This window comes from Sphingomonas sp. (genome assembly GCF_036731925.1).
Classification (GTDB): Bacteria; Pseudomonadota; Alphaproteobacteria; order Sphingomonadales; family Sphingomonadaceae; genus Sphingomonas.
Map to the genome: position 1 here is coordinate 1039025 of NZ_DAINDJ010000001.1, position 23035 is coordinate 1062059.

19 protein-coding genes are annotated in these 23035 nt (G+C 68.2%); 7 read left to right on the top strand and 12 right to left on the bottom strand.

What is annotated here, in order from left to right:
* The first annotated feature begins 57 nt into the window (after positions 1-57).
* On the top strand, positions 58-828 hold the full coding sequence (locus tag V7E00_RS05140; protein ID WP_333571595.1) for a J domain-containing protein: 771 nt from the start codon (positions 58-60) through the stop codon (positions 826-828).
* On the opposite strand, the gene nagE is transcribed toward V7E00_RS05140, so the two are convergent.
* From nagE to V7E00_RS05175, 7 genes are all read right to left on the bottom strand, one after another.
* Positions 825-2543: an N-acetylglucosamine-specific PTS transporter subunit IIBC gene (gene nagE / locus V7E00_RS05145; protein ID WP_333571596.1), complete on the bottom strand. Its 1719-nt coding sequence runs from the start codon at positions 2541-2543 to the stop codon at positions 825-827. The two genes, V7E00_RS05140 and nagE, sit on opposite strands and share 4 nt — an antisense overlap.
* Positions 2540-5014: a phosphoenolpyruvate--protein phosphotransferase gene (gene ptsP, locus V7E00_RS05150; protein ID WP_333571597.1), complete on the bottom strand. Its 2475-nt coding sequence runs from the start codon at positions 5012-5014 to the stop codon at positions 2540-2542. The genes nagE and ptsP overlap by 4 nt, the downstream gene beginning before the upstream one ends.
* An 86-nt stretch (positions 5015-5100) precedes the next feature.
* The gene (gene nagA / locus V7E00_RS05155) at positions 5101-6234 is read right to left on the bottom strand and encodes an N-acetylglucosamine-6-phosphate deacetylase (RefSeq protein WP_333571598.1); all 1134 of its coding nucleotides are present in this window, start codon (positions 6232-6234) and stop codon (positions 5101-5103) included.
* Positions 6231-7280, bottom strand: a complete 1050-nt coding sequence (locus V7E00_RS05160; protein ID WP_333571599.1) for an SIS domain-containing protein — start codon at positions 7278-7280, stop codon at positions 6231-6233. The genes nagA and V7E00_RS05160 overlap by 4 nt, the downstream gene beginning before the upstream one ends.
* A 60-nt stretch (positions 7281-7340) precedes the next feature.
* Entirely contained in the window at positions 7341-8081 is a 741-nt protein-coding gene (locus tag V7E00_RS05165) for a copper homeostasis protein CutC (RefSeq protein ID WP_333571600.1), read from the bottom strand.
* A gap of 45 nt (positions 8082-8126) precedes the next feature.
* On the bottom strand, positions 8127-9035 hold the full coding sequence (locus V7E00_RS05170; RefSeq protein ID WP_443019172.1) for a hypothetical protein: 909 nt from the start codon (positions 9033-9035) through the stop codon (positions 8127-8129).
* 63 nt (positions 9036-9098) lie between these two features.
* Complete coding sequence (locus tag V7E00_RS05175; protein WP_333571601.1) at positions 9099-10418, bottom strand: replication-associated recombination protein A; 1320 nt, start codon at positions 10416-10418, stop codon at positions 9099-9101.
* Between the two features lie 176 nt (positions 10419-10594).
* Here V7E00_RS05175 and ubiM point away from each other — a divergent pair, with 176 nt between their 5' ends.
* The 3 genes from ubiM (at position 10595) to V7E00_RS05190 (ending at position 12963) form a co-directional block, all read left to right on the top strand.
* On the top strand, positions 10595-11764 hold the full coding sequence (ubiM, locus tag V7E00_RS05180) for a 5-demethoxyubiquinol-8 5-hydroxylase UbiM (protein ID WP_333571602.1): 1170 nt from the start codon (positions 10595-10597) through the stop codon (positions 11762-11764).
* A gap of 194 nt (positions 11765-11958) precedes the next feature.
* Positions 11959-12567, top strand: a complete 609-nt coding sequence (locus V7E00_RS05185) for a PadR family transcriptional regulator (protein ID WP_443019173.1) — start codon at positions 11959-11961, stop codon at positions 12565-12567.
* Between the two features lie 72 nt (positions 12568-12639).
* Positions 12640-12963 (top strand): DUF2218 domain-containing protein, encoded by a 324-nt coding sequence (locus tag V7E00_RS05190; RefSeq protein ID WP_333571603.1) that lies wholly within the window; start codon positions 12640-12642, stop codon positions 12961-12963.
* 56 nt (positions 12964-13019) lie between these two features.
* Here the strand turns inward: V7E00_RS05190 and V7E00_RS05195 are convergent, their stop codons facing one another.
* Entirely contained in the window at positions 13020-15533 is a 2514-nt protein-coding gene (locus V7E00_RS05195; protein WP_333571604.1) for a TonB-dependent receptor, read from the bottom strand.
* A gap of 239 nt (positions 15534-15772) precedes the next feature.
* On the opposite strand from V7E00_RS05195, the gene V7E00_RS05200 reads away from it, so the two are divergent.
* Positions 15773-17056: a GAF domain-containing sensor histidine kinase gene (locus V7E00_RS05200; RefSeq protein WP_333571605.1), complete on the top strand. Its 1284-nt coding sequence runs from the start codon at positions 15773-15775 to the stop codon at positions 17054-17056.
* On the opposite strand, the gene V7E00_RS05205 is transcribed toward V7E00_RS05200, so the two are convergent.
* A complete protein-coding gene (locus tag V7E00_RS05205) occupies positions 17053-18201 on the bottom strand; it encodes a glycosyltransferase family 4 protein (RefSeq protein ID WP_333571606.1) in 1149 nt (382 codons plus the stop codon). The genes V7E00_RS05200 and V7E00_RS05205 overlap by 4 nt on opposite strands.
* Positions 18202-18296: 95 nt before the next feature.
* Here V7E00_RS05205 and V7E00_RS05210 point away from each other — a divergent pair, with 95 nt between their 5' ends.
* Positions 18297-18515, top strand: a complete 219-nt coding sequence (locus V7E00_RS05210) for a DUF2945 domain-containing protein (protein WP_333571607.1) — start codon at positions 18297-18299, stop codon at positions 18513-18515.
* Between the two features lie 41 nt (positions 18516-18556).
* On the opposite strand, the gene V7E00_RS05215 is transcribed toward V7E00_RS05210, so the two are convergent.
* On the bottom strand, positions 18557-20062 hold the full coding sequence (locus tag V7E00_RS05215) for a S10 family peptidase (RefSeq protein ID WP_333571608.1): 1506 nt from the start codon (positions 20060-20062) through the stop codon (positions 18557-18559).
* 70 nt (positions 20063-20132) lie between these two features.
* Entirely contained in the window at positions 20133-20633 is a 501-nt protein-coding gene (locus tag V7E00_RS05220) for a GNAT family N-acetyltransferase (RefSeq protein WP_333571609.1), read from the bottom strand.
* A gap of 236 nt (positions 20634-20869) precedes the next feature.
* On the opposite strand from V7E00_RS05220, the gene V7E00_RS05225 reads away from it, so the two are divergent.
* Positions 20870-21556 (top strand): CAP domain-containing protein, encoded by a 687-nt coding sequence (locus V7E00_RS05225; RefSeq protein ID WP_333571610.1) that lies wholly within the window; start codon positions 20870-20872, stop codon positions 21554-21556.
* A gap of 159 nt (positions 21557-21715) precedes the next feature.
* Here the strand turns inward: V7E00_RS05225 and V7E00_RS05230 are convergent, their stop codons facing one another.
* Positions 21716-22285, bottom strand: coding sequence for a L,D-transpeptidase (locus V7E00_RS05230; protein ID WP_333571611.1), 570 nt, complete (start codon positions 22283-22285; stop codon positions 21716-21718).
* Positions 22286-23035 lie beyond the last annotated feature (750 nt).

Here is a 23035-nt window from a genome sequence, read left to right on the forward strand (position 1 = left end):
GCCCGTTCACCGCGGGTTGGTACCGCTACCCTAGGGCTCCCTGCCCAGGGGGACGCGATGCACCTATTGATGGGATGGCTGGTCGGCGAGCGCGTCGGACGCGCTTTTCGCGCGCACGACGTCGCCAGCGGCAATGCGCTCTGGGGCCTGTTCCTGTGGTGGGCCCTGGGCTGGCTGGGCGCCACTGCAGCCTATTACAATCTCGGCAGAGAATGGGCGGTGCCCGGTTGCGTGGCTGCGCTAGGAACAGGGCTGGCGCTGTGCCTGCATCGCCCGCTTGCCTCCGGCATCAAGCAGGCGATGCTGAACGCGATCGGGTACACAGCGCGGTGGGTGATGGTGCTCAGCGGCGGCTATGTGGTGGTCCGCATCGCCTGCGCGGTGCTCTTCGGCGAGCTGAAGGCCTATGGGCTCGCGGGAATCCCGTGGCAGAGCCTGCAATCGGCTTCGTTGCTGTGCGTCGCCGGGGGCAGCGTGGCGATGATCGTGGGCCGGATCTTCGCCGCCGATCGGCTGCGCCTGGCGAAGGCGGCGAAGGCGCGCCTCGAATGGCAGGCAGCGGCGCGAAAGGCCGGGGCACAGGCGCGAGCGCCTGCGCCGCCGCCGGCACCCGCCGAGGATGCATGGTGGATCGTTCTGGAACTCGATCCGAACGCAGGGCGCGCCGAGGCCGAGGCCAAAGCGCGCGAGATGCTGAAGCAATATCACCCGGACCGCTGGGTGGCCGCGCCGCGCCACCTCAGGGCACAGGCGGAGCACCAGACAGTCCGCATCCTCAAGGCGCGCGCCGCCGCACGCGCCGCCTGCAAGGCCGATTGCTCGGCTTAGCCGCGCAGCGCAGCCAGCGCCGCGTCGTTGCCGAGCAGGTGCACCACCTTGGCCGAGGGGCGGGCGAGGCCGCGCAGCCCCAGCGCCAGGAGCGCATCCGCGTCGATCTCTGCCGGATCTGCCAGCTCGACGCGCAAACGGTGGTCATGGGCACTTACCGCGACGATGTTCGCGGCGCCGCCGAGCGCGGCCAGCGCCGCCGGCTGCAGCGCGACGGGCAGCGCACCGGCAGGCATTGCGGCGGCAGCGGCGGGAGCCGCTGCACCACCGCTCGCCGTCGCGTCGCGAATTTCGACCGCCACCACATCGGCGATCGGGCCGAGCACCACCTGCAGCGCGCGCTCCGAGGGGCGCAGGATGCCGTGCGCGCCGAGGGCCTTGAGCGCAGCATCATCGACCACGCTCTGATCGGCGACGATCAGGCGCAGGCGGGTGGTGCAGGCGCCGATTTCCACCAGATTGGCCGCGCCGCCGAGCGCGCGGGCGAAGGCTTCGCCACGGCTCGAGGGTGCGGTGCCACCGGCTGCTTCGGCTGCCGCCGGCGCCTCTGCCTCACGCCCCGGCGTCTTCAGGTCGAAGCGGCGGATCGCCCAGGCGAAGATGCCGTAGTAGAGCGCGAAATAGACGATGCCGACGGGGATCAGCAGCAGCGGCCTCGTCGCCTTGCCGAAGTTCAGCACGTAATCGAACAGGCCGGCGGAGAAGCCGAAGCCGAGCTTCACGCCCAGCAGATCCATCACCACCATCGCCGCGCCGGTCAGCACCGCGTGGATGACGTAGAGGATCGGGGCCAGGAACATGAAGCTGTATTCGATCGGCTCGGTCACGCCGGTCAGCAGCGAGGTGAGCGCGAGGCTGAACAGCAGCCCGCCCACGGCCTTGCGACGCTCGGGAAGCGCGGCGCGGTACATGGCGAGGCAGGCGGCGGGCAGGCCGAACATCATCACCGGGAAGAAGCCCGCCATGAACGCGCCCGCGCTGGGATCGCCCGCGAAGAAGCGGCGCAGGTCGCCCGTCGCGCCGTTGTAATCGCCCTGCACGAACCAGAAGACGTTGTTCAGGATGTGGTGCAGCCCGGTCACCAGCAGCACGCGGTTGAGCACGCCGAAGGCGAAAAGGCCGAAGCTGCCCGCGCCCGCGATTCCGCGGCTGAGCCCGTCGACGCCCGCGCTGATGTGCGGGAAGCCGACGCCGATCACCACGGCGATGGCCAGCCCGGCGAGGCCGCTGACGATCGGCACGAAGCGGCGACCGCCGAAAAAGGCGAGATAGGACGGCAGCTTGATCGCCGAGAAACGATTGTAGAAGACGCCGCCGATCAGGCCGGAGGCGATGCCGATCGGCACGTCGAGCCGGGCGACGGCCTTGGCTTTCCACGCTGCTACGGCGAGCGCCGCCTGATCCTTGTCGAGGCCAGCGCCGATCGTGTCGGGTACGGCGAGCAGGCTTTTGCCCGCCTCTGTCGAGACGAGGAAGCAGACGATACCGGCAAGGGCAGCGGCGCCGTTGCCGTCCCTGGCATAGCCGGTCGCCACGCCGATCGCGAACAAGAGGCCCAGATGCGAGAACAGCGCATCGCCGGCCGCGCTGACGAACGCGATGTTGAGCAGGTCCGGCTGGCCGAGGCGCAGCAGGAGGCCGGCGACCGGCAGCACGGCGATCGGCAGCATCAGCGCGCGGCCGAGCGGCTGGAGCGTTTCGAGGATCTGCTTCATGCGGTGAATTCCCGGGCAAGACGGCGGATGTCGGCGGCGGTGGCGCAGGCCAATGCGGCGGCGGCATGGGCGCGGGCGCGCTCCAGCGTGAGGCTGGCCAGCAGCGCCTTCACCTCGGGCACCATGGAAACCGTGGCCGAAAGTTCGGTAACGCCGAGCCCGACAAGGATCGGCACCGCCAGCGGATCGGAGGCGAGGCCGCCGCACACGCCCACCCAGCGGCCCTTTGCAGCGGCACCCCGGCAGGTATCGGCAATCAGGCGCAGCACCGCCGGGTGCAGCCCGTCGATGCCGCTGGCGACTGCCGGGTTTCCGCGGTCCATGGCCAGCGTGTACTGGGTGAGATCGTTCGTGCCGATCGAGAGGAAATCGGCTTCGGCGGCAAGCAGGTCGGCAGTCGCGGCGGCGGCGGGCGTCTCCACCATAATGCCGAGTTCCACCTTCTCGCCGATCCCGAGTTCGCCGCGCAGCCGGTCGAGCACGGCGCGAACGCTGCGTAGCTCGCCAACGCTGGCGATCATCGGCAGCATGATCCTGGCGACGCCGATCGGGCGGACGCCAAGGATTGCGCGCAGCTGGTCCTCCAGCACTTGCCGGTGGGCAAGGCCCACGCGGATGCCGCGCAGACCCAGCGCAGGGTTCTCCTCTGCCGCGATCGGCAGATACGGGGCGGGCTTGTCGCCGCCGATGTCGAGCAGGCGGATGATCAGCGGGCGGCCCTGCAGCGCATCGGCAATCGCCTGGTATTCGGCGGTCTGCTCGGCAACGCTCGGCGGCGTCTCGCGATCGAGGAACAGGAATTCGGTACGCAGCAGGCCGCTGCCTTCGGCGCCGGCCGCCACCGCACGTTCGGCATCGCCGACCGAACCGAGATTGGCGAACACTTCGATGCGAGTGCCGTCCGCCAGCTTCCCCTCGGCGCCGGCGGCGGCGCGCGCCGCCGCAAGGGCTGCCGCGCGCGCATCCACCCGGGCCTGGGCTTCGGCACGCCGGGCATCGTCCGGCGCGACACGGATCGTGCCGGCGCCGGCGTCCAGGATCAGCGTCTCGCCTTCCGCGACGCCGCGAAGCGGCGCCCCCATCGCGACAAGCGCAGGGATGCCGAGGCTGGCGGCGAGGATCGCCACATGCGAGGTCGGGCCGCCGCGCACGGTGGCGAAACCGCGCACCTGCAAGGGATCAAGGGCGGTGACCTGCGACGGCAGCAGGTCGTCGGCCAGCAGGATCGTATCCGGCGGGAAGGTCAGCGGCGCATCTTGCACGCCTTCGATCACCGAGACGACACGCCGTTCCAGATCGACCATGTCGTCCGCGCGCTCGGCGAGGTGGGCGTCCCCGCTCGCGCGCATCGCGTCGGCCTGCGGGCGCAGGGCAAGGCGCCAGGCGTGCCCGGCGCTGGCGCCGTCGAGGATCGCGGCACGCGCCGCCTCCAGCAATTCGGGATCGTCGAGCATCGCGCGGTGCGCGGCGAGGATCGAACGCATCGGTCCGGTGGCGTGGCCGAGATCGGCTTCGATCACGCGCACGACGCGGGCGATGCCGTCTTCCAGCCGCGCGCGCTCGAGGCTCGCACCCTTGCCGACCGGATCGATCGTCAACTCGGGCAGTCGGAAGAAGCGCGCGGTGCCGATGGCCAGCCCCGGCGCGGCGGTCACGCCCGTCAACACACCCGGCTCGTGCGAGACGGGCGCCACGACGGGCGGAGGGGGCGGGGCAGGGGCTGCGGCGGGATCTGCCTTCTCGCCCATGCCGCTTTCGATCAGCGCCGCGAGAGTGGCCGCCGCTTCTTCGGCGCGCCCGCCCTCGGCGGAGATACGGATCGTGTCGCCCAGCTTGATGCCCAGCGTCATCAGCCGCACCGGGCTGCGCGCATCGGCACTCTGCTCGCCCTTGGTGATCGTCACCTTGGCGGCAAAGGGCACCAGCACTTCGCGCAGCTTGGCGGCCGGGCGCGCATGGATGCCGTGCGCCAGCGGCACGCGCACGTCGCGAACGGCGGTCTCGCCGGTCCCCTCGGTTGCCGCGCCGGCGGCGCTGGCGCCGCGCTGGAGGGTGAAGATCGGATCGCCGGGCGCGACCATGCCGCTCCCGCGCTTGCCGGTGAGGATAAGCCCGTCCTGGCTGATCAGCAGCACCGGCGTCACGATCGACGGCGCGCCGCATACCACCGCGTCGAGATCGAAGCGGATCAGCACGTCGCCTGCGCGCACCCGATCGCCCACCTTCACCTGCGGATCGAAGCCCGCGCCGCCGAGCTGCACCGTATCGATACCGATGTGCATCAGCAGTTCCACGCCGTCCCCGGCCCGCAGCGTGATGGCGTGGCCGGTCGGCTGCAGCACCGTCACTTCGCCGTCGCATGGCGCGTAGAGGCACCCCTCGACGGGATCGATCGCCACGCCGTCGCCCAGCATCCGCTGCGCGAAGACGGGATCTGGAACCTCCTCCAGCGGCATCAGCCAGCCGGCCATCGGCGCGCCGATGGCAAGGGCCCCGGCAGTGGCGTCGTCGTGAGAAGAGGGCGGCGCGGTCGTGCTCAGGGCGGGTCTCCGAGGGCTCAGGGGAAGCGGGTTGCGCCGATCCAGCAACCGGCGGGCTGGAAGTCGCGGGTCATCTGCACCCAGTCGGCACGCAGGCCGGGGGCAAGCGTGCCCCGCTCGTGCGACAGGCCGAGGAAGGCGGCGGGGCTGGCCGAAGCCATCATCGCAGCATCCTCCGGCGAGGTGCCGACGCGCGTGACCATGTGGCGGAACGCGCCAGTCATATCGAGCGCGGAGCCGGCCAGGGTGCCGTCGACGCCGAGCAGCCGGCCGCCTTCGACGCGGATGTGCTGGCCGTGCAGATCGAACGACGTCATGTTCGAGCCTACGTTCGGCATGGCATCGGTGACCAGCAGGAAGCGATCGTGCGGGCGGGCGGCGAGCGCGATTCGCAGCGCCGCGTCATGGACGTGGAAGCCGTCCGGGATGATGCCGCAATAGGCGGTCTGGTTTTCCAGCGCCGCGCCGACCACGCCGGGGGCGCGGTGGAGCAGCGGCGACATCGCGTTGTACAGGTGCGTCACGCCGGTCATGCCCGCGTCGAACGCGGCACGGGCGGTCTCGTAGGTCGCGTCGCTATGGCCGATGGCAAGCAGCACGCCGGCATCGGCCAAGCGGCGGACATCGGCGAGATCGACCATTTCCGGCGCCAGCGTCACCAGCACCTTGCCCCGCCGCGGGCGGCTGAGCAGTTCGACCATCGCGGCATCGAGTCCACAGAACTTGTCGGCGTCGTGAATGCCCTTGCGCGCCTTGTTGAGGATCGGGCCTTCGATATGCACGCCCACCACACCGGCCACGCCTGCGGCGATCGCGGCGTCGGTCGCGTCGAGCGCCCGGGCAATCACTTCCGGCACGTCGCTGATCAGCGTCGGCAGGAAGCCGGTGGTGCCGAACTTGGCATGCGCTGCGCCGATCGCCGCGATACCCTCGACGGTGGTCGCGTCGTTGAACAGCACGCCGCCGCCGCCATTGACCTGGACGTCGATGAAGCCCGGCACGATCCATCCACCGTCGAGGTCGATCGTGTCGGCGCCCGTACCATCGGCGGAAATCGAGACGATGCGGCCCTGCTCGACCTCGATGACCGCGTGCGGCAGCGTGCCGGCGGCGGTGACGATATGGCCGTTGACGAAGCGGAAACTGCTCATCGAGTCTCGGTCACCTTGCGGAGATACAGCGGTGCGTCCGGGTTGTTGCCGCGCGCCAGCGAGAGCGCGTTGACCATCGGATAGAAGCTCTGGACCATCAGGATCGGCTCCAGCGCCGGGTGGCCGGCGAGCACCGGCAGGGGCGAGGCATCGCCGGCCTTGGCGTCGGCCAGGCAGAGGCGGGCGCTGCGTGCGGCAAACTCGGCCGAGGCTTCACGAACGCTGTCGCCTGCGACATCGGACGTTGCGAAGGCAAGCACGGGGAAGCCTTCGCCGACGATCGCCATCGGGCCATGGCGGACCTCCGCAGCGCTGAACGCCTCGGCGTGCAGGCTGCAGGTTTCCTTGAACTTCAGCGCAGCTTCCTGCGCGACCGCGAAGCTGTAGCCCCGGCCGATCACGAACAGGTTGGTGGCGTTGCGCAGCGTCTCGACGACCGGGCTCCAGTCCAAGTCGCGCGCCTGCTCCAGCTGTTCAGGCAGCGCTGTCAGCGCCGCGCCCAGGGCTTCGTCCTGCGCCCATTCGGCAACCAGCGCGGCAAAGGCGGCGAGGGCGGTGATGTAGGACTTGGTCGCCGCTACCGAGCGCTCCGGGCCGGCCTTCAGGCCGATGGTCGTGTCCGCGATTTCGGCGAGCGGCGATTCCTCGTCGTTGACGAACGCGACCACGCGGGCACCGGCCTGCTGGTACGCCTTCACGGTGGCGAGCAGGTCCGGGCTGCGGCCGCTCTGCGACACGGCGATGCACAGCGCGCGGGAGGTGGAGACAGGCGCCTCGAACACCGATGCGACGGAGGGCGCGGCGGACGCAACCGGCACGCCGATCATCGTCTCGATCAGATATTTGCCGTAGGTGGCCGAGTGATCGGACGATCCCCGGGCACAGGTGACGACCAGCGCGGGCGGGTTCGCTCGCAAGTCGCGCGCGAGTGCAGCGATCGCGGGCGCATTTGCGTCGAGCAGGCGGCGGACCGCTTCACCAGCTTCGGCAGCCTCGGACGCCATCAGCGTCGCACCGCCTGCGGGCTTTTCGATTTCAGCGATCATGTCCCCCATTGCCTCCACTGGCTATGACCGAGTCAGGGATAAGTTACATATTGGTATTGTTCAAGCGCTAGCTTGCGCTTGGAGCAATTTACCCAGCGCGCAAACCTTTGCCCGATCGGTGGCAAGACGAGGGCCGGCCTGGAAGCCAAAGGCGATCTCTTGGGCATCGCCGCTTTCAAGCGGGCTGCGGCACGAGGCATGCACCTCGCGCACGCCGGTTTCGAGGATCGCGGGCAGCGTCGTCGCGTCGATCCCGCTGCCGGCAAGGATGGTCAGCCGGTCGCCCGCCGCGCGGACGAGCGCCGCCAGCGTCTCGCGCCCGTCGATCGCCTTGGGGGCACAGCCCGAGGTGAGGATCCGATCGAAGCCGAGGCCGATCGCCGTTTCCAGCGCCGCGAGGGGATCGGAGCACAGGTCGAATGCGCGGTGCAGCGTCAGCGACAATGGGTGCCCGGTTCCGCGCGCAACCTCGACCCAGCCAGCGAGCATCGCGGCATCCAGCCGGTAATCGGTGCTGCAGGCACCGATCACAACGCCGGCGAGGCCGGCTTCTGCCGCCGCGCGGATGTCGGCGGCGACCAGCGCCGCTTCGGCGGCGGTATAGCTGAAGTTGCCGTCGCGCGGCCGGGCGAGCAGGTGTACCGGTATCGGCGCCTGTGCGGCGGCCGCGATCAGCGACGCAGGGGGGGTGAGCCCGCCTACCGCCAGCGCGGCGCAAAGCTCCAGGCGGTCCGCGCCGCCTTCGATCGCGGCTTCGATGCCGCCAATGTCTTCCACACAGACTTCGAGCAATCGACGCATGCGGTATTCGGCCTCGTACGGAAGGTTATAAAAAAGTCCTATTCCTTAGCGCACGCCGAAGGTCCAGCCCTCCGTGCGCGCCAGTTCGGGTGTCAGGCCGGCGGGTTCCCACAGGCCGGACTGCCGCGCCGCGACCCGCAGCCAGGCCGCGCTCAGGACGGCGTCGGTGGCATGATCGTCATAGCGGGGGAGCGGGGCGTGCGGTGCCGAGCCGAACGCGGCGAGCATGGTGTCCAGCGTCCCGGCATCCCGAATCTTGGAGATGCCCTTGCGCATCCCGGCCAGCCGCGCGGCAAGCGATGTATAGATTTCCACCAGCACGGGGCCGCGGTCCGGCAGCGGATCGAACGGCCACAGGCCAACCCGGCCGCGGAGCCGGTGCAGCACGCGCATCCCGGTCAGGCTCGATTTGCCCACCTGGCTTGCGCCCACAAGGTTGAAGCAGCTGTACGGCGACAGGGCCATCGCTTCCTGGCCGATCTCGCACACCCGGAACCGACCGCGGCCGCCGGGAAACAGGTCTCCGCAATCGCCCATCTGCCGGAAGTGCCGCCGCGCTTCGGCATGCCGGACGAAGCTGGTGGCCGCCAGATGCGGATCCGCTTCCGACAGGCGATCGACCAACGCCCAGAGCGCGGGGCCATCTGCGGGGCTCTCGGTCCAGCCGGGGAAGTAGGCACCGGCGTCGGCGAAGGGGAAGGCGGGGGAGAGATCGAGCCCGATCAGCGCGCGCGTGCCGGCCAGCGCCAGCTCCTCCAGAAAGCCAAGGATGTCCCCCCGCGACCAGGCGCGGTCGATCAGAATAGGGGCGGCGTCGCCAGTCCGCGCATGCGCGACAGCGAGGCCCTTGGGCCGCTCCACCGCCTGGCCGGACCAGTCGATCGCGATGAAGTCGGTGAAGTTCAGGGGCGTGGCCTCGTGTCGGCGGCGAGGCGCCGCGCCTCCCCGGCACAGCCCCGCTGCGCTGCCACGAACATGTCGGGCAGCGGCATGCCGACGGCGCAGGCATTCTCCCCATCATCCATCGCGTCGCTGCTCCCGCATCGCCGCCCACCAGGCCAGCCGTTCCGACACGCGTTTCTCGTGCCCGCGATCGGTGGGGGTGTAGAAGGTCTGCGGCTCCATCCCCTCCGGCCAGTAATTGTCGCCGGAGAACCCGCCCTCGGCATCGTGATCATAGGTGTAGCCGGTGCCATAGCCGATCTGCTTCATCAGCTTGGTCGGGGCGTTGAGGATGTTCTGCGGCGGCATCAGCGAGCCGGTTTCCTTCGCCACCTTCCATGCCGCCTTTTGCGCCTTGTAGGCGGCATTCGACTTGGGTGCTGTCGCCAGGTAGAGACATGCCTGGACGATCGCCAGCTCCCCCTCGGGCGAGCCGAGAAAATCATAGGTGTCCTTGGCCGCCATGCACTGCACCAGCGCGTTCGGATCGGCCATGCCGATATCCTCCACCGCCATGCGAACGAGCCGCCGCAGCAGGTAGAGCGGCTCCTCGCCGGCAGTGAGCATGCGCGCGAGATAGTAGAGCGCGGCCTGCGGATCGGATCCGCGGACGGATTTATGCAGCGCCGAGATCAGGTTGTAATGCCCCTCGCGGTCCTTGTCGTACACCGCGACCCGGCGCTGCAGGAAGGCGGAGAGCCCGGCCGGATCGAGCGGCGCCTCGAACTGGACGGAGAACAGGGTTTCGGCCTGGTTGAGCAGGAAGCGCCCGTCGCCGTCTGCGCTCGCCACCAGCGCGTCACGCGCTTGCGGCGTCAGGGGCAGGGGGCGCTCCTCTAGCGCCTCGGCGCGATCGAGCAGCTGGCTCAGCGCTTCGTGACCGAGCCTGTGCAGGATCAGCACCTGCGCGCGGCTGAGCAGCGCGGCGTTCAGCTCGAACGAGGGGTTCTCGGTCGTCGCGCCGACCAGCGTGACCGTCCCGTCCTCCACATAGGGGAGGAAGCCGTCCTGCTGGGCGCGGTTGAAGCGGTGGATCTCGTCCACGAACAACAGCGTGCGCTTGCCGATCCGGGCATGATCGCGCGCCTCGGCGAAGACCTTCTTGAGGTCGGCGACACCCGAGAACACGGCGGAGATCGCCACGAAACGCAGCCCCACGGCATCCGCGAGCAGGCGCGACATGGTGGTCTTGCCGGTACCCGGCGGCCCCCAGAAGATGATCGAGCTGAGCTTGCCCGCCGCCACCATGCGACCGATGGCCCCTTGCGGTCCGGTGAGATGCTCCTGCCCGACGACCTCGTCGAGCCTTTGCGGGCGCAGGCGATCAGCCAGCGGTCCGCCGGTGGGCGTGGTCTCGGCGGCGGGTTGTTCGTGGGTCGCAAAAAGGTCGGCCATTGCGGCCAAGATAGGCGGCTGTGCTGCGATTTGCATCCCGCAGGTTGATCGGGCGCAAGGCTGGGCAGCGGCTGCTCCTCCAAATCCTTCGTCATCCCGGCTTCCGCCGGGATGACGGCCGGTGGAGGCGTGGCCGCACCCAATGGGGCGTGGATTCGAGGTTAGGAGGATCGGGCATGGACTGCGACGTCGTCATTGTCGGGGGAGGGCCGGCGGGCCTCGCCTTCGCGCGTTCGCTCGAAGACAGCGGGCTGAGCATCGTGCTGCTCGAGCGCGCGCCGCTGGAAGCCCTGGAGAACCCGCGCTTCGACGGGCGCGAGATCGCGCTGACCCATGGCTCGAAGCGCATTCTCGAACAGCTTGGCGCGTGGGCGCGGCTGCCGGCGGACGAAATCGCGCCGATGCGCGCGGCGAAGGTGGTCAACGGTGATTCGCCCTTTTCCCTCAACTTCACTGCGGGCGAGGGGGACGCGCAGCTCGGCTATCTGGTGCCCAACCACCGCATCCGGGCGGCGCTGTACGACGCCGTGCGGAACCAGCCGAGCGTGCGGCTGATCCCGGGCGCGGAGGTGGTGCATGCCCGTTCCGGCGCGACCGGGCCGCGCGCGGAGGTGTTGCTCTCCTCCGGGGATGTCGTGCGGGCACGCCTGCTCGTGGTGGCGGATTCGCGCCTCTCCAAGACGCGCGAGTCCCTCGGCATCGATGCCGACATCAACCCGCTCGGCCGATCGATGATGGTCGTCCGCGTCCGGCACGAACTGCCGCACGGCGAAACGGCGCTCGAATGGTTCGATCACCGCCAGACGCTCGCCTTGTTGCCGCTGAACGGGAACTTGGCGGGTGCGGTGCTGACGCTGCCGGAAGACGCGGCGCGGCGCGTCGCGGCGTTCGACGATGCGGCACTCGGCCGCGATCTCACCCGCCGGTTCCGCCAGCGGCTGGGGCGCATGGAGGTGGTGAGCGATCGCAACGTCTATCCGCTGGTCACTACCTGGGCGCACCAGTTCGTCAGCGGGCGGGCGGCGCTGATCGGTGACGCGGCGGTTGGTATGCATCCGGTGACCGCGCACGGCTTCAACCTGGGGCTCAGCGGACAGGCGCTGCTCGCGGCCGAGGTGCGCGACGCCGTCCGGCGAGGCATGGATCCCGCGCTGCCGGCGGTGCTGCGGCGGTTCGAGAACGGGCACCGCGCGGCCTGCAAGCCGCTCTATACGGGCACCAACCTGCTGGTGCGGCTGTTCACCGACGAGCGGCTGCCGGCGCGGGCGATGCGGCACGCCGTGCTGCGGCTGGGGGCAGGGCTGCCCTTCGTGCGCCCGACGGTGCGGGCAATGCTGACGCATTGACTGCATTTCTTGGCCCCTTCCCTTCCGGGGGAGGGGTTGGGGTGAGGCTGTGTCTCACCGAGACCGAACTTCTGGTCTGTACGCCCCCCACCCTAAACTCATTCTCCCAGGAGGAGGGGCTAAAGAGAGACTTGCACAATCGCTTTCAAGATATATCTTGTGCGCATCGAGACTCGCACAGGATGCTGAACACCATGTTTTTCCACTTCGGCCGTCATGGCCATCATCACCATCATCACGGCCGTCATTTCGGTCCCCGCGGACGCGGCGGCTGGGGCGGGGGCTTTCCCGGCGGCTTTGACATGGCCTTCGCCATGGGCGAGCGCGGCCAGGGCGGGCGGGGGCGCCGCATGTTCGGCGGCGACGAGCTCCGCCTCCTCCTGCTCAAGCTGATCGAAGAGGCGCCGCGCCACGGCTATGACCTGATCCGCGAGATCGAGGCGCGCTCGAACGGCGCCTATGCGCCCAGCCCCGGCGTCGTCTATCCCACATTGACCATGCTCGACGACATGGACCTGATCGCCGAGCACAAGAGTGAGGGCGCCAAGAAGCAGTTCGCGATCACCGCCGCCGGCACCGCGCATCTCGCGGAGAATGCAGCAGAAGTCGCAGCGTTGTTCCAGCGGCTGGCGGATCTGGGCGAGCGCCATGCCCGCACCAGCGGCGGCCCGGTCCGCCGGGCGATGCACAACCTCAAGACCGTGCTCGCCGCCAGCGTGTTCGACGAGGACGTCGATCCGGAGCGGCTGCACGCGATCGCCGAGATTCTGGACGAGGCCGCGCGCAAGATCGAGCGGCTCTAGGCAACGATGCCGCGGATCGAGGTGTTACGCCGGCGTCTGGGGCTCGTCCCCGCCGCCGCGAAGGAGAGACGAATGACGATTGCCCGCTACACCAGCCACGCGCTCGTGCCGACCGAGCATGCCAGCCGCTACCTTCAGCAGCTGTGCAAGCATTGGCAGCATAATCTGCAGGTGGAGTTCACGCCGGAGAACGGCACGGTGATCTTCCCCAAGGATGCGCGCGGCGCAGACCATCCGGGAGATGCGGTGGTGGCGTTCGACGTCGCCGAGACCGGCCTGGAGGTGCGGATCGACGCGACCTCGGACGAGCAGCTGGAGGGCCTGAAGGGCGCGGTTGCCCGGCACCTTGATCGCTTCGCCTTTCGCGAGGGCGAGCTGCAGTTCGACTGGCAGTAACGTATGAAAAGGGGCGGGAACACGCGGTTCCCGCCCCTTGTTTTCGGCCGTCCGGATCAGAAGCTGAAGCGGACCGAGCCCGTGATCGTGCGACCGGTGAGGGTCTGCGCGGTGGCGACACCCGAGGCCGGCACCGCCGCCGAATTCACCGACACGAACGCCAGCTTGTCGAACACGTTGTAGACGTTCAGACCGAGCTGCAGGCCGTTGACCGGGCGGAACTGCACGAACGGGCTGACGATGGTGTAGCCCGGCTGCTTCAGCAGGTTGCCGTCCTGCGCAAAGCTGCTGGTGGTGCCGATCAGGTTGGTGCCGATGGTGAAGCGCTTGACCTCGAACTGGGGAGTCGCCTGGAAGATTAGGTCCGGCTGGTGGCGCGGGGTGTTGCCGACTAGCGTCTTGTCCGCCTTGTCGGCATCGATCTTCGCCTTGGTGTAGGTCGCGCCGAGGCGCAGGCTCAGCGGGCCATGCTCGAACAGGCCTTCCAGCTCGATACCCTTCGCGCTGTAGTCTCGGTCGATCTGCAGCACGACCGTGCCGCCGCTGGCGTCGGCGCCGACCTGCAGGTTCTTGTCGGTGGTCGAGGCCCAGAAGCCGGTGGCGAACAGCGTCACGCCGTCCTTTCGAAACTTCACGCCCGCTTCGGCCTGCTTCACCGGGCCATAGGCCATGGCCGGATCGGTCAGCGCACCCGAGGCCGGGTTCACCGCCGGCGAGAAATAGAGGCGCTCGGCACTGGCACGGGCGCCGCGGCTGTAGCGCGCGAACACCGAGAGCGGCTCGGCGATGCGATAGTTCACGCCGACCGAGTAGGATGCGTAGTTGTAGCTGTAATCTGCCTGGCCTGGCTGCGACAGCGGCAGCACCGCCACGTTGCGCTCGGGCAGCGAAATGGTGCCGTCGCGGTTCATGTCGACCGGAGCGGTGCCGACGCGGCCGCCGCCGAGATCGGCACCGTAAAGGGTGCCGGTCACCTTGCCGAAATCATAGCGCAGGCTGCCGCCGATCGACAGCGCACCGATCTGGTAGTTCACCGAGCCATAGGGTGCGAACACGCGGAACTGCAGATCGTAACGGCGGCGATAGGCGGCGGTGCCGCGGACGCCATAGGCAAGCACGCCGCCCTGGGTAATCGGAGCGCCGCCAGCGGTGAGCACGTCGACATAGGCGGAGTTGCCGCCGCCGGCGACGTCGAACACGTCGTTGATGAAGTCCAGGTTCTGCACCATCGCCTGCGACGAGGCGTAGAAGCCCGCGGTGGTGGTCAGCTTGGCGTTGCCCATGTTCCAGACGCGGCTGCCACGGAAGTCGTTGGTGAAGTTGTCCAGCTTCTCGAGGTCCGAATGGAGCTCGAGCCCGTACACCAGCAGGCCGTTGCCGTTCAGCGTCGACGGGTTGGCGATCGCCTTGCCGGCATTCGGGCCGGTCGCGTAGCGCAGCGTCGCGCCGGGGCCCGCAAAGCTGGGGGCGAGGGCGGCGGCGGGCAGCAGCGCCAGCGAGCTGCTCTCGTTATAGCTGCCCGAAATCCCCGCGTAGCGCATGCGATCGCTGAACGTCCAACCGGCGACGTCGAACTGCGCCTCCAGGCCGATCGAGGCGACCTTGCTGTGGTTGCCGTCGCGCAGGTCGACATTGCTCACGTTGTTGTTGCCGTCGAGCGCGAGGATCGACGACTTGTAGCGCGAATAGAGCGTGTCCTTGCGCGGATCGAAACCCGCGATGGTGCTGTACGTCGGGTCGGCGTTGGTGCCACGCACCGCCACCGGCACCATTGCGTAGTTCGGCTCGCGGTCGTCGAGATACTTGCCGTACACGCGGATATAGCCGTTGCCGAACGTCTTGGTGACGTTCATCTTGATCTGGCCGCCCTTGAAGGCGTCGTAGCCGGTCGCGCGAGGGCCTTCGCCCTGGCGATAGAACCCGCCGATGTTGAAGCGCACGGTCTTGCTGAGATGGCCGCCATAGTTGAAGTCGGCGCGGCCCAACTCATGGTCGATCCCGGACGAGAGCTGCAGCGTGCCGCCGTCTTCCTCGCCGGTCTTCGAGATGAAGTTCACCAGGCCGCCCGGCGAGTTCGACGCGAACGTGGAGGCCGAACCGCCGCGGATAGCCTGCACCTGCGACAGGCTGAGATCGGTGCGCAGGAACGCGGTGGTCGAGGCGAAGTGGATGTCGCCGAACTCCAGCACGGGAAGGCCGTCTTCCTGGATCTGCAGGAACTTGGAGCCGTCCGCCGCCATCGGCAGGCCGCGAATGGTGACGGCGGTCAGGCCATCGGTGCCCGCGGTCTCGGCGCGGATGCCCGGCATGTTGCCCAGCACTTCCGCGATCGAGCGCGTACCGATCTTCTGGATCTCGTCCTCGTCGATCGAGCTCGCCGAAATCGCCGAATCGAGCAGGTCACGGCCCTTGGCGACGCCCGTGGTGAACGCCTGCTTCGGCGCCTGGGGCGCCGTCGGTGCGGACTTGGCGGCGGGGGCGGGGTCGGCCTTGTCGACGTTCTGGGCGTGGGCGGGAAAGACGAACAGCGCGCACGAGGCGGCGAGCGTCAGGCGAAGGCGATGCGACATGGAAGACCCCTTATCGGTTTGTGCTTGTTGCGGGATCAGTGGCGCAGGCCTCGTTAAGGCTTTGAAATGATGTGTGTAGGTACAAATACGACTGCTCGGCGACGGCCATGACTTTGCTTTGGCATCGTTTGCCAGGGAAGTGCCGGGCGCGCGGGCCGATCCTGCGATTGAGCAGGGAAGCCTTGTCGATATAGATTGTCGAAAAATGCGGTGGCGCAGCGGCGGAGGGGAGAAGACAGATGGTCGATCTACGAATGCACGGCAGTGAAACCAGCGCAGGAGACCGTCGCGAGGCGCGCTTGCTTGGCTTGCTCGCCGACTGCGCGGGCAAAATGCTGGGCGCATCCGATCCAACGGCGATGATCGATTATCTGTTCGGGATGGTTCGCGACGAGTTGCTGCTCGACGTTTATTTCCACTACCGGGCCGAACCGGAGAATCTTCTCGTGTTGGAGGCCTCGGGCGGCCTGACGCAGGCCCAGAGGGAAGCGGGCGCACGCCTGCAGTTCGGGCAGGCCGTGTGCGGCATGGTCGCCCGCGATCGGACGCCGCGCGTCGTTGCCCAGGTGCAGGGCAGCGAAAACCCGATGACCAATTTCATCCGCGACGTGGGGCTCGACAGCTATGCCTGCACGCCGCTCCTGCATGGGGAAGTGCTGCTCGGCACGCTCGGCTTCGGGCGGCGCAGCGGCGTTCCCTTCACCGAAACCGAGCTGCGGTTCCTTCGCACGATCTGCAGCTATGTCGCGGTCGCCAAGAACCGGTTGCTGGTGGAGGCGGAGATGCTCGCGGCGATGAAGGCACGCGACGCGCTAGAGAAGGCGCAGCGGGCGCTGATCGGCAGCATTTCGCGCAGCGGCGCCGAAGAGGAGGCTGCAACCGCGGCGATGCTGGCGCACGAGATGGTGCAGCCGCTATCGGCGGCGTCGAACTATATCGCCACGGTGGAGATGGCGCTGCGCGGCACCGGGGGCCCCGACGTGCTCCGGCAACTGGCGCGGGCGCGGGCGCAGATCAGCCGCTCGTCGGAGATCGTTGCGCGGACGCGCACGCTGGTCGAGCGCGGCGAACTCCATGCCGAGTTCGTTGCTGCAGAAGTGCTGTTCGACGAAGCGCTGGAGCTGTTCCAGGCCGCCTGGGCTCGCCCTGCGCCCACGATCGACGTGGAGATCGAAGCCGGGCTGGGGGCGTTGCTCGCCGACCGGGTGCAGATCGGCCAGGTGCTCGCAAACCTGCTGCGCAATGCCGCGCAGGTGCTGGGCAATACCGAAAGCCCCAGGATCGTCCTTTCCGCCCGTGCCGTGAGCGACGGCATCGAGATCGCCGTCGCCGATAACGGACCGGGCTTTCCCGGCGGTGCCTTCCCCGAGCGGGGGTGCTCGAGCAGCGGCGGCCAGGGAATCGGGCTGGCGGTCACCCGGCGGATCCTGGAGGCCCATGAGACGGCGCTTGAACTGGAGAGCCGCGTGCAGGGCGGATCGAAGCTCCGGTTCGTGCTCGCCGCCCGCGAAGCCCTTGTCTAGGCGCGCCGGGCGAGTACTTCCAGATAGCTGTCGAGCACTGCGCGGTTGACTCGGTCCCACACATAGGCCTGCGCCTTTTCGTGCCCTGCCGCGCCCGCCGATGCGGCGAGCGCCGGGTCCGCGATCAATCGGCCGATTGCGCCGGCATAGGCGTCTACGTCGCGCGGGGGCACGAGGAAGCCGTTCACGCCCTCTTCGACCAGGTCGATCGCGCCGGTTGCGCGTGCCGCGACAATGGGAACGCCGCACGCCATCGCTTCGGAGGTGACGTTGCCGAAGGTCTCCGTGACCGACGGGTTGAACAGCACGTCCATCGAGGCGACCGCGCGGGCGAGATCGTCACCCCGCTGGAACCCGGTGAAGATCGCGCCCGGCACATGCTCGGCGAACCACTGCCGCGCAGGGCCTTCGCCGATCACCAGCACCTTGTGGGGAATGCCGCGCTCGGTGAGCCGGTTGCAGACCTGCGCGAAGATGTCGAGGCCCTTCTCAAGCACCAGGCGGCCGAGAAAGCCGACGGCGAATTCCTGATCGCCGATGCCCAGCGAGCGGCGCCATTCGAGGCTGCGGCGCGCAGGGTTGAAGCGATCATGGTCGACCCCGCGCGACCAGATGCGGATCGGCGTCGTCACGCCCCAGCCGCGGATCAGCTCGGCGGTGGAATCGCCCGGCGTCACCACCTGATCGACGCTATTGTAGAACCGCGTCAGCAGCTTGATCAGCAACGGTTCGACGAAGCCGAGATGGTAATAGGCGGGATAGGTCTCAAAGCGCGTGTGCAGCGACGCCAGCGTGGCGACGCCGTTGCGATCCGCCCATTTCACTGCGCCGTGACAAAGGAATTCGGGAGCGGAGACGTGCACCATGTTCGGGGCAAACGCAGCCAGGTCCGCGCGGATGCTCTTCGGCAGCCCCGTCGCGAACTTGTATTCGGCGCGGCCGCCCGGCACCGGCCAGGCCGGCACGCTCACCAGATCGCCGGTGGGCGGGAAGGCGGGCGTATCGGTTGTCGGTGAATAGACGCGAACGGTTACACCCTGATCGAGAAGGAAGCCGACGAGCTTGTTCAGGGCCTGGTTCGCACCGTCGCGAACATAGTTGTAATTGCCGCTGAAGAGCGCGACGCGAAGATCGGAGGGTTGCATTTGGCTCGGGGCCTTAATCGGCTGGAGCGGGCCCGGCAAGCGGACGCGGTGTCCCAGCGCCGGAACACCGCGCGAATTCGCGCGATTATCGCTGCATGACCAAGCATTTCGCGAAGGGCGCCGCGGTGCGCTGGAACTGGGGCGGCAACCAGGCCCACGGCAAGGTGGCCGAGCGGTTCGATCGCCGCGTGCAACGCACGATCAAGGGCGACAAGATCGTGCGCAACGGCTCCAGGGAAAATCCCGCCTATCTGGTGGAGCAGGCCGACGGGGGCAGGGTGCTCAAGCTGGAAAGCGAACTGGAAGCCGACTGAGGCAAGGAGAGCCCCTCCCGATGAGGAGGGGCTCCTATCCATCATCGCGTATACAGGACGCGGGCGTCGGCCTTGAACGCCTCCGCACTCGCGCGGCGCGAATAGAACATGTGGCCGCCCGGATAGACTCCCAGTTTCACACGCTGCTCCACCCCGAAGCGCGGCAGCTGATCGATGATCAGTCGGGACCCGAAATAGGGGCAGGACAGATCATTGTACCCGTGCACGATCAGCACGCCCATCTTCGGATCGTTCGCGATCGCCTTGCGCAGCTCGCTGACCGGGGCATCATCGGGCGTGCCGCGGTCCCACGCCGCGTTGACCGAGAAGGAGAGCGCATTGTAGCGCGCATCCGTCTTCCAGCCCACCTCGCGGGTGATGAAATCGACCATGGCGCTGGTGGTCGGCGCGATGATCCCTTCGAGGATCGGGTCGCCGGACTTGCGCTCGGCGGCGTGGGGGAAGGGGTCGAACGCGTCGACGTTCGAATCATAGACGCTGCCGATCTTGCCGTCGTCGCGGTGGACTTCGCGCAGATAGGTGCCTTCGTCGATTCGGCCGTCCAGCCGGCTGACCAGCCGGGAGTCAAGCCCGGTGAGCTCGGTGACCTTTGCGCTGAGCCGCGCCGTCGCCTGCGGGTCCGATCGACCGGCCAGGAGATCGGTCGCGAAGGCGCCGCGCGTATAGGCTTCAATGCCGGCCATCGCCTGCGGGGTGAGCTTGCCCTGGCGCTCCAGATGCCCGGCGGCCATCGAGGGAAGAGCAATCATCCACGGCAGCGGCGACAGCGCGTCGGAACCGGAGGTGGCGGCGGGGTCGAGATAGGGGGACACCATCACGATGCCGTTCACCCCCACGCCGAGCTGGGTCTGCAGCTCGTAGGCGATCCGTGGCGCGCGATAGCCGCCATAGCTTTCGCCCATCACGAATTTCGGCGACCGCAGCCGCTCGCTTTTGACCAGCCAGTCATAGACGATGCGCGACAGATATTTGATGTCGGGCTCGTTGGCGTAGAAAGCCTTCTTGGTCGCTTCCTCATCGACCAGGCTGCGGCTGAAGCCGGTGCCGATCGGATCGATGAACACCAGGTCGGTCATGTCCAGCCAGCTGGCGGGGTTGTCGATCAGCAGCGGCGCGTCCGACGGTGCATCGCCCTTGTCGCCGAACTGGACGCGCTTCGGCCCGACCGCTCCCAGGTTGAGATATACCGAGGAAGCGCCCGGCCCGCCGTTGAAGGCGAAGGTTACCGGCCGCTGCGGTCCGCCGCCGGGCACGACATAGGCGGTATAGACCACCTCGCCGATCTTCTTGCCCTTGGCATCGTAGACCGGAAGCTTGCCGATCGTCGCCTGGTAGCGAACCGGCTTGCCGCCGATCACGGCGGTCTGGCTGATGGTCTTGTCGGCGGGCAGCGGCGGCAGTTCGGCCTTCTCGGCCTTGTCCTCGCCCTTTTCGGCGGCGGCGTCTGCCTTCTTGTCCTGTGCCGGCGCTTGCGGCGCGAGGAGAAGGGCGGCGAACGATGCCGCAATCACGATGCTGTGGCGCAAGAATGGATCCCCCGGAAGCGATGATTGGGCAGCCTAACGCCGCGCGCGCGGCGAATCCACACTTCGTCGGTCAAAGCGGCCGCGACATCCACTGCGCGGTGGGCCCGTACTGCGCGACCTTGGCCGCGAGCGCGGGGGAAGTGCTGCCCGTACGGAAGCCGAGGCGCTGCCAGAAGTCGGCCGCGCCTTCCACGGCGATCAGTTCGGCGCGCTCCAGCCCAGCGTCAGCGGCGAGATCGAAGCAATGCGCCACCAGTGCTTGCCCGATACCCATACCCCGCGCCTTCGGGGAGACGGCGAGGTCGTGCAGATACAGCGTGTCTCCGCTCAGCACCGGGTCGAGCACGGCGCCGACCGGTGGCGGCGACTCGCGCGGCCAGCCATGGGCGAGCAGATAGGCCAGCAGCTGTCCCTCCCGCTCGACGACAAGGTTGAAGGGCGCCGCCACGTCCAGCCGGCTTGCAAAGGCTGGCTCCGGCTCGAGCAGAAACGCCGGATAGGCCTGCGACTGCAGGGCCAGGGCCTGCGCAAGATGACGCGGCTGGAACGGAACAGGGACGGGAGCGCGCATGCCCAACGCTCTGCCATCGTCGTGGCGCTACGAACAGCCCGAAGACCCGCGACGCGCCGCATGCGGGAAATTCCGGTACGGCACCGCTAATCTACCAGAACGGCAGAAGAATATACAGTTAACAAGCTATTATCCCTTCCCGATAACCAAGCCGCTAAACCAGATGTTTGCGCCCGATACGACACAAGAGGCCGATCTATTCGGCCGGTCCACGGTCGAAGCACGTGGAGTGTCTTGTGGCTGGTGTGCGTATTGCAGTGCGCGCCATCTTGGCAGGTGGTGCATGCATCCTGATTGCGGCAAGTGATGCGCCGAGCCTTGAAGATCAGGTGCTCGATCGCATCAACCATATTCGCCAGAATCCTGCCGCCTATGCCGAACGCCTGCGCCAGCTTCGGCCGCATTTCCGCGGGAACACGCTGTATCTTCCGGGGCGTGCGCGCGGGCAGAGCACGCGCGAAGGCGTGGATGCGGTGGAGGAAGCGATCGCCTTTCTCGAACTGCAGACGCCGCTGCCGCCCTTGAGCCGCGGGGAACTGCTCGGGCTGGCGGCACGCGACCATGCCGTCGTGCAGGGCGCGCTCGGGACGCGGGGACATTTCTCGCCGGACGGCGCGTCGCCCGGGGATCGTGTCCAGCGGCGGGGCGGCGGCAGGCTGGTGGGAGAGGACATCTCCTATGGCTATGCCGATGCCGATGATGTGGTCCGCCAGTTGGTCATCGATGATGGTGTGCCGGACCGCGGCCACCGGGACCTGCTGTTCAACCGCGAGCTCCGCTATGCCGGGGTCGGCTGCGGCAGCCACACCGCGTATGGTCACATGTGCGTGATCGACGTGAGCCGCACGCGCAACGGAATGTCGATCTATGCGGCTTTTGCCCAGAACGAAGAGCGCGTGACGCCCCTGCCGGGCAAACCCTGACACGCGTCCTCGCATGGGCGCCGCGCATCAGCATTGCCCGCCCTGGGCGTCAGCGCACCCGGCCTTTGAGCGTCAGCGTGCCAAGCCTCGAGCGTCGGCGCATCTTGGCCTGCGCATCAGCGTATCCCGGCCTTGCATATCAGCACCCCGGCCTTGGCGTCAGCGCACCACCGATACCAAGTCGCCGCGTTTCACCACCCCGAACAGGCGCTTCGCAAATTCCTGTGGCACGCCAATGCAGCCATGGGTTGCAAGGCCCTGGCGGACGTTGCTGCCGTGGATCGCAACGCCGTCGCTGGTCAGCCACAGCGTGAACGGCATCATGGCGTCATAGGTGTTGGAACGGTGGTTCCGCTCCATGCCGCGGATCGGGAAATTGCCGATAGGCGTGGGCGTTTCGTCCTGACCGTACAGGACCACGCTGGTCGCGATCTCGTCTTCGCCGCGAAATACCGAGAGGATCTGGCGCGACAAGTCTATGCGCAGCCAGATCCTCCCCGGGGGAACCCCAGCATCGTTCCAGACAAACTCGCCGAACTGCATGCGGTTCGGCACCTGCAGCAGGCTGCGGACCACCCGCGTGCTGCCGTCGCCCAGCCGGAGCTGCTGCTGATCGCTATCGGAGAAACGGATGCGATCGCTGCTTGCTCCGGTGGACATTGCACGCGCAGCCGCGGCCTGCTGCACGGGCTTCGGCACGAACGCCTTGGCCGCGAGCGTGATCAGCAACAGCGAGGCCGCTCCGAGCGAGATCCAGAGTCCGAGTTGGCGCCGCATCCCCATCAAGCCGCGGCTTTGCTCCGGTTACGCCGACGCATCACCCCGCCCATGATCCCGAACGCCGTGACGAGCATAACCCACTGCGAAGGCTCTGGAACGCCCGGCGGGACAGGTGTCGGCGTAGGAGGAGGGGGCGGCGGCGGAGGAGGAGGCGGTGGGGGTGTAGGCGTCGGCGTCGGAACGGGGGTAGGCTGCGGCGTCGGCTGCGGCGTCGGCGTTGGCTGCGGGGTCGGTTGCGGCGTTGGTGTCGGCTGCGGCGTCGGAGTCGGCTGCGGCGTCGGTGTCGGCTGCGGCGTCGGTGTCGGCTGCGGCGTGGGTGTAGGCGTCGGAGTCGCAATGCCGAGCGGCGGCACACCACCGCCACCGCCGCCGCCCATGCCGCTTGGCACGATCGAGTTGCCCGTGAAACTGCCGGGGCCCGGCGCGGGAACAATGTCCGCGAACGGGGACAGCGTGTCGAAATTCGACGCGAGAACCATCATCCCATCGAGCGGAACGTCCGCGGGGAGCGGCAGCGAAGCCGGCACCGGGGCCTGGTCTGCCGAAAGATCAAAGGCCGTGGGGTAGGCCACACCATTCTTGGCGAGCGAATCCGGGGTCACCGAGTCCCGCGGCTTCTTGGCGAGCGCGCTATATTTCCGCTTGCCCTTGACGCTGTGGGCACCGGCCTCCCGTACGCCTGGCGATCGTGCTGTCAGC